Source organism: Mesorhizobium sp. M7D.F.Ca.US.004.03.1.1, from assembly GCF_003998635.1.
Taxonomy (GTDB): domain Bacteria; phylum Pseudomonadota; class Alphaproteobacteria; order Rhizobiales; family Rhizobiaceae; genus Mesorhizobium; species Mesorhizobium loti.
On record NZ_RZQG01000308.1, the window covers coordinates 1 to 6,327 of the forward strand.

Annotated in this window: 10 protein-coding genes; 7 read left to right on the plus strand and 3 right to left on the minus strand. The window is 63.2% G+C overall.

The window, feature by feature from the left end:
• Positions 1-2: 2 nt before the first annotated feature.
• The 7 genes from hisH (at position 3) to coaA (ending at position 4,647) form a co-directional block, all read left to right on the plus strand.
• The gene (hisH, locus tag EN935_RS18005) at positions 3-512 is read left to right on the plus strand and encodes an imidazole glycerol phosphate synthase subunit HisH (protein WP_245488998.1); all 510 of its coding nucleotides are present in this window, start codon (positions 3-5) and stop codon (positions 510-512) included.
• A gap of 87 nt (positions 513-599) precedes the next feature.
• Positions 600-890, plus strand: coding sequence for a DUF1330 domain-containing protein (locus tag EN935_RS18010; protein ID WP_127263267.1), 291 nt, complete (start codon positions 600-602; stop codon positions 888-890).
• Positions 891-894: 4 nt separating this feature from the next.
• Positions 895-1,644: a 1-(5-phosphoribosyl)-5-[(5-phosphoribosylamino)methylideneamino]imidazole-4-carboxamide isomerase gene (hisA, locus tag EN935_RS18015; RefSeq protein WP_109666987.1), complete on the plus strand. Its 750-nt coding sequence runs from the start codon at positions 895-897 to the stop codon at positions 1,642-1,644.
• Complete coding sequence (locus tag EN935_RS18020; RefSeq protein ID WP_109666985.1) at positions 1,641-2,477, plus strand: arginase family protein; 837 nt, start codon at positions 1,641-1,643, stop codon at positions 2,475-2,477. Before hisA ends, EN935_RS18020 begins: the two co-directional genes overlap by 4 nt.
• Positions 2,474-3,268 (plus strand): imidazole glycerol phosphate synthase subunit HisF, encoded by a 795-nt coding sequence (gene hisF, locus EN935_RS18025; RefSeq protein ID WP_164757838.1) that lies wholly within the window; start codon positions 2,474-2,476, stop codon positions 3,266-3,268. The genes EN935_RS18020 and hisF overlap by 4 nt, the downstream gene beginning before the upstream one ends.
• Before the next feature lie 72 nt (positions 3,269-3,340).
• Positions 3,341-3,664 (plus strand): phosphoribosyl-ATP diphosphatase, encoded by a 324-nt coding sequence (locus EN935_RS18030; protein WP_109667712.1) that lies wholly within the window; start codon positions 3,341-3,343, stop codon positions 3,662-3,664.
• Between the two features lie 23 nt (positions 3,665-3,687).
• Positions 3,688-4,647 (plus strand): type I pantothenate kinase, encoded by a 960-nt coding sequence (gene coaA, locus EN935_RS18035; RefSeq protein ID WP_109666980.1) that lies wholly within the window; start codon positions 3,688-3,690, stop codon positions 4,645-4,647.
• On the opposite strand, the gene EN935_RS18040 is transcribed toward coaA, so the two are convergent.
• From EN935_RS18040 to arfB, 3 genes are all read right to left on the minus strand, one after another.
• Complete coding sequence (locus tag EN935_RS18040) at positions 4,634-5,263, minus strand: alpha-ketoglutarate-dependent dioxygenase AlkB (protein WP_109666978.1); 630 nt, start codon at positions 5,261-5,263, stop codon at positions 4,634-4,636. The two genes, coaA and EN935_RS18040, sit on opposite strands and share 14 nt — an antisense overlap.
• A gap of 104 nt (positions 5,264-5,367) precedes the next feature.
• On the minus strand, positions 5,368-5,841 hold the full coding sequence (lysM, locus tag EN935_RS18045) for a peptidoglycan-binding protein LysM (protein WP_109666976.1): 474 nt from the start codon (positions 5,839-5,841) through the stop codon (positions 5,368-5,370).
• 89 nt (positions 5,842-5,930) lie between these two features.
• On the minus strand, positions 5,931-6,326 hold the full coding sequence (gene arfB, locus EN935_RS18050) for an alternative ribosome rescue aminoacyl-tRNA hydrolase ArfB (protein ID WP_127373488.1): 396 nt from the start codon (positions 6,324-6,326) through the stop codon (positions 5,931-5,933).
• Between the last annotated feature and the right edge of the window lies 1 nt (position 6,327).

Sequence of the window (6,327 nt, forward strand, 5' to 3'; positions counted from 1 at the left end):
GTATCGTCCTGCCCGGCGTCGGCGCCTATGCCGACTGCGCGGCCGGCTTGCATGCCGTCGATGGCATGTGGGAAGCGGTCGAAGAGGTGGCCATCTCCAAGGGCCGGCCCTTCCTCGGCATCTGCGTCGGCATGCAGCTGATGTCTGAGCGCGGCCTGGAAAAGACAATTACCAACGGCTTCGGCTGGATATCAGGCGACGTCAAGGAGATCACGCCAGCCGATCCGGCGCTGAAGATCCCGCAGATCGGCTGGAACACGATCGAGCTTAAGCGCCAGCATCCGCTGTTTGCCGGCATTCCAACCGGAACCACAGGGCTGCACGCCTATTTCGTCCATTCCTACCATCTCGATGCGCGCAAGGCGGACGAAGTCCTGGCGGTCGCCGACTATGGCGGTCCGGGGACGGCCACCGTCGCCCGTGACAATCTCGTCGGCACGCAGTTTCATCCGGAAAAGAGCCAGGCGCTCGGCCTTGCCCTGATCACCAATTTCCTGCGCTGGAGGCCGTAGAGCATGATCCCGAAAAGTGGCCCCCGGTTTTCTCGGACAAACGGTTCCCGTTTGTCCCGAGATCATGCTCAAGCAAAGGGATAAACCATGAGCAAGAAGGGCTACTGGATGGCGATGGTCGATGTCCGCGATCCAGAGGTTTACAAGCGGTACATCGAGGCGAATGCCGTCGCCTTTGCCAAATACGGTGCGAAATTCCCCGTGCGCGCCGGGCGCTATGAGAATCCCGAAGGACCAACCGGGAATCGTCACGTCCTGGTGGAGTTCGAATCCTACGACAAGGCGGTCGAATGCTATCATTCGCCGGAATATCAGCATGCCTCGAAATTCCGGCTTGCCGCCTCATCAGGCCATTTCGTCATCGTTGAAGGCGCCTGAACGGATGATCCTTTTCCCCGCCATCGACCTCAAGGACGGCCAATGCGTGCGCCTCAAGCACGGCGACATGGCCACCGCCACCATCTACAATGACGACCCGGCAGCCCAGGCCAAAGCCTTCGAGCAACAGGGCTTCGAATGGCTGCATGTCGTCGACCTCAACGGCGCCTTCCAGGGCCAGAGCGTCAACAGTGCAGCGGTCGGCGCCATCCTCAAGGCGACGAAGAACCCGGTGCAGCTCGGCGGCGGCATCCGCACGCTGGCGCAGATCGAGGACTGGCTCGATCGCGGGCTGGCCCGCGTCATCCTCGGCACGGTGGCGGTGCGCGATCCCGATCTGGTCAAGCAGGCCTGCAAGGCCTTCCCGGGCAAGGTGGCCGTCGGCATCGACGCCAAGGGCGGCAAGGTGGCCGTGGAGGGTTGGGCCGAGGCGTCGAGCCTCGGCGTCATCGAACTGGCGAAGAAATTCGAGGGCGCCGGCGTCGCCGCCATCATCTACACCGACATCGACCGCGACGGCGTGCTAACCGGCATCAACTGGGACGCCACCATCGACCTTGCCGATGCCGTCTCGATCCCGGTCATCGCGTCTGGCGGCCTCGCCTCGATCGCCGACATCGTGCGTATGACCATGCCCGACGCGCAAAAGCTCGAAGGCGCGATTTCCGGCCGCGCGCTCTATGACGGCCGCATCGATCCGGCGGAGGCTCTGGCGATCCTGCAAGGCAGGGCGACGGCGGAGACGCGACCGTGAAAATCTCCATCATCCTGGCCTCCTATGACAGCGGCCACTATCATGGCGGCATGGGCCAGGGTCCGGACGCGCTGATATCAGGCGGTCTCGTCGACGCCCTGACCATGGCCGGCCATGACGTTACGGTGGAAGACATCGGCAGGGTCGGAGACATCCAGGAGCGCGAGATCGCCACCGGCTTTGCCGTCTGCAACGCGGTTGCAGCCGAGGTTCGCCTTGCTCGTGACGCCGGCCGGTTTCCCATCGTCCTTGCCGGAAATTGCCTGACCAGTGCCGGTGCTGTCGCCGGCGAAGCCGCCGATGCGATCATCTGGGCCGACCAACATGGCGACCTCAACACGCCCGAGACATCCGTCTATGGCTTTCTCGATGGCATGGCGCTGGCGACTGTGCTCGGCCTGTGCTGGCGGCCGATGGCGGCGGCAATTCCCGGCTTCAAGCCGATCGATCCGTCGCGCTGTGTGCTCGTCAACGCGCGTGATCTCGATCCGGCGGAAAAACGGCTTCTCGAGACATTGCCGATCGTCCGGACGGAATGTCCAGGAGTGGCCCAGGCGACCGAAAGACTGAAGACCGCCGGGGCCAAACGCGTGCACATGCATCTCGATCTAGACGTGCACGATCCCCGGGAGTTGCAGGCCAACCGCTACGTCACATCAGGCGGGCCGAGCCCGGAACAGTTGCGCGACGCGGCTTGCGCTATGGCGCTTGCGGTGCCGGTCGTCGGCATCACCGTCTCCGCCTACGACCCGGCTTTCGACGGGCAGTCCGATGTTCCGCCGCTGGTCGGCCAGTTGCTGAACGATCTTATCGCCACGATAGAGGGCCGCTGATGCTCAAAGCCCGTGTCATCCCCTGCCTCGACGTCAAGAACGGCCGTGTCGTCAAGGGCGTCAATTTCGTCGATCTCATCGACGCCGGCGACCCGGTCGAGGCGGCCAAGGCCTATGACGCGGCCGGCGCCGACGAGCTCTGCTTCCTCGACATCACCGCGTCGTCCGACAATCGCGAGACCATCTTCGACGTCATCGCCCGCACCGCCGAACAATGCTTCATGCCGCTGACCGTCGGCGGCGGCGTGCGTCAGGTCGCCGACATCAGGAAGCTGCTGCTGGCCGGCGCCGACAAGGTGTCGATCAACACGGCGGCGGTGAAGAACCCGGATTTCGTCGCCGAGGCCGCCGACAAGTTCGGCAACCAGTGCATCGTCGTCGCCATCGACGCCAAGAAAGTGTCTGGAGCCAGCGAGGCCGATCGCTGGGAGATCTTCACCCATGGCGGGCGCGAGAAGACCGGCATCGATGCGGTCGAGTTTGCGCGCCAAATGGTCGATCGCGGCGCCGGCGAGATCCTGCTGACGTCGATGGATCGTGACGGCACCAAGGCCGGCTACGACATCGCGCTGACCCGCGCGATTGCGGATGCGGTGCGCGCGCCGGTGATCGCTTCCGGCGGTGTAGGCACGCTCGATCACATGGTCGAAGGCATTCGCGATGGTCACGCCGGAGCGGTGCTGGCCGCCTCCATCTTCCATTTCGGCACCTACACGATAGCGCAGGCCAAGGCGCATATGGCCGCCGCGGGGCTGCCGATGCGGCTGGACTCCCTCGGTAATCGGTCTTAAAGCATGGTCCCGAAAAGTGGGAACCGGTTTTCGGAAAAAGATCATGCTTAAACAAGCAGATAGATGACGGCCATGGCTGAGTTTTCGCTGTCAGATCTGGAAAAAATCGTTGGGGAACGCGCCCATTCCGGTGATCCGGATTCCTGGACGGCAAAACTGTTCGCGCGCGGCATCGACAAGGCGGCGCAGAAGCTTGGCGAAGAGGCGGTCGAGACGGTGATTGCCGCCGTCAAGGGCGACAAACCGGCCCTCGTTTCGGAAAGTGCCGATCTTATATATCATTGGCTCGTCGTTCTCGGCCTCTCCGGGGTTCCGCTGAGCGACGTGCTTAGGGAACTCGAAGGCCGCACCGGGCGTTCGGGCATCGCCGAGAAGGCTTCACGGCCCAAGGGCTGACCGCGAGGAGGGCAGGTATCTCGATGGATCAGCTCGCGCCAACCGAGAAATATTCCCCCTTTCGTTTCTTCTCCGCCGATCAATGGTCGCAATTCCGTGCCGACACGCCGCTGACGCTGAGCGCGGATGAATTCCGCCGTCTGCGCTCGCTCAACGACCCTGTCGACCTCGAAGAGGTCAAGCGCATCTATCTGTCGCTGTCGCGGCTTTTGTCCGCGCATGTCGAAGCGAGCCAGCTGCTTTTCAGGCAACGCCAGGCCTTCTTCAACGCGGTGGACATCGTCAAGACGCCTTTCATCATCGGCATCGCCGGTTCCGTCGCGGTCGGCAAATCGACCACGGCGCGTGTGTTGAAGGAACTTTTGGCGCGCTGGCCCTCGAGCCCCAAGGTCGACCTCATCACCACCGACGGGTTCCTGCTGCCCAACGAGGTGCTGCGCCGCGAGAACCTGATGGAACGCAAGGGTTTTCCCGATAGCTACGATGTCGGCGCGCTGCTGCGCTTCCTCTCGGGCATCAAGTCGGCGCTGCCCAATGTCCGCGCGCCGGTCTATTCGCACCTGACCTATGACGTCATTCCCGGCGAGTTCGTCACCATCGACCGGCCCGACATCCTGATCTTCGAAGGCATCAATGTCCTGCAGCCCGGCAAGCTGCCGCAGGACGGCAAGATCGTGCCCTTCCTGTCGGACTTCTTCGACTTCGCCATCTACATCGATGCCGACGAGAAGCTGATCCACCAGTGGTACATTTCCCGCTTCATGCGGCTGCGCGAGACGGCCTTCCGCAATCCGGACTCCTTCTTTCACCGCTATTCGCAGCTCTCGGAGGATTCAGCCCGCGCCATCGCCGAAGGCCTGTGGACCAACATCAACCTGAAGAATCTGCGCGAGAACATCCTGCCGACGCGAGCCCGCGCCGACCTCATCCTGCGCAAGGGTGCCGATCACCTGATCGAGGAAGTGGCGCTCAGGAAGCTGTGACGGCCGGCTTCGTCACCCGCCGCAGCGTCAGATTGATCCGCCCGCCATTTTTCAGCAGCGCCGAGGTCGACGGGTAGATTCGATCGACGCCGTGGAAGCACAGGCGGCCCTCGCCGCCGAGCACCACGACGTCGCCGCTTTTCAGCCGGAACGACTTTGTGCCGCCCTCACGCGTCGTCTGACCGACCCTGAACAGGCAATCGTCGCCCAATGAGACGGAGACGACCGGCGCCGAAAAATCGGCCTCGTCGCGGTCCTGATGCAGGCCCATTTTTGCGTCCGGCGTGTAGAAATTGATGAGGCACGCTTCCGGCGGGTGCGGATAGCCCGAGACCTGCCGCCATAGCTCAAGCAGCGCCTCCGGGATTGGCGGCCATGGCGCTCCGGTCACCGGGTGCGTCGGCTGGTAGCGATAGCCATGCTCCTTGTCTGTGACCCAGCCGAGCGGGCCGCAATTGGTCATGCGCACACTCATCTCCTTGCCCGTGCGCGGCATGGCCGGCACGAACAGCGGCGCCTGCTGCACAATGCTTCTCACGTCCTCGACCAGCGCTTCCTGCACGCTGCGTGACAGGTAGGCCGGCATGTGGCGGACGCCTTTGGGCAGGACGAGCACGGGTTAGGTCACCTCCTGGATGGTTCGGAACCGCAAAATGTCACGATCAAAAGAAAACGGCGACCCGAAAGCCGCCGCTCATGCCTAATTGGCAATCGCCTTGATCAGGCGATATCTGGAATGCGCAGCACCTGGCCTGGATAGATCTTGTCGGGATGGGTCAGCATCGGCTTGTTGGCCTCGAAGATGATCGTGTTCTTCGCACCCTTGCCCTTGCCGTAGCTCTTCTCGGCGATCTTCCAGAGGTTGTCGCCCTTCTGGACGGTGTAGAAGGTTGGCTCCTTGGCCGGGGCAGCTGCCGTGCCGGCCTCTGGTGCGACCTGCAACTCGTCCGCCTGCACCTTGGAGACGCCGAGCGTGTTGCCGACGGCGATGACCGCTTTTTCGAAGATCGACTGATCCTTGACCACACCCTTCAGCACCGCTGTGTCGCCTTTGACGACGACCTCGACACCATCGGTGCCGAGCTTGTGCGAATCAAGTTCCTTCTTGAGCGTGTCGGCAGTGGGTGCGGCTTCTTCGTCGCTACCGATGCCCAGTTTCTTGCCGACGCTCTTGACGAAATCGAACATGCCCATCTTTGGTCTCCCTTGCTGTGGCAATGGTGGAACCTTGCATCTGCGGTTCAAAATGGGAAGCCGTTTTGTGCACGCGATTGGTGTGGTGCTTAATCGTTCTCCACCCGGCCGCGCAGTTTCTTGATCGTGCCGCGTCCGGCCTTGCTCTTCAGCCGTCGCTCCACGGCGCCTTTCGACGGCCGCGTCTTCTTGCGCGGCGGCGGCGGCGGTTCGGCGGCCTTGGCGACCAGTGCCGTAAGCCGTGCCCGAGCGTCCGCCCGGTTCTGTTCCTGGGTGCGGAAGCGGCCCGCTTCGATGACGATGACACCGTCCTTGGTGGCACGCTGGCCGGCAAGCTTGATCGTCCGCTCGCGCACGCGCTCCGACAGGCCCGTTGCGTTGGCCGCGTCGAAGCGCAGCTGCACTGCCGTCGCCACCTTGTTGACGTTCTGGCCGCCGGGACCCGACGAGCGGATGAAATCCTCGTGCAGGTCGCCCGGGTAGATC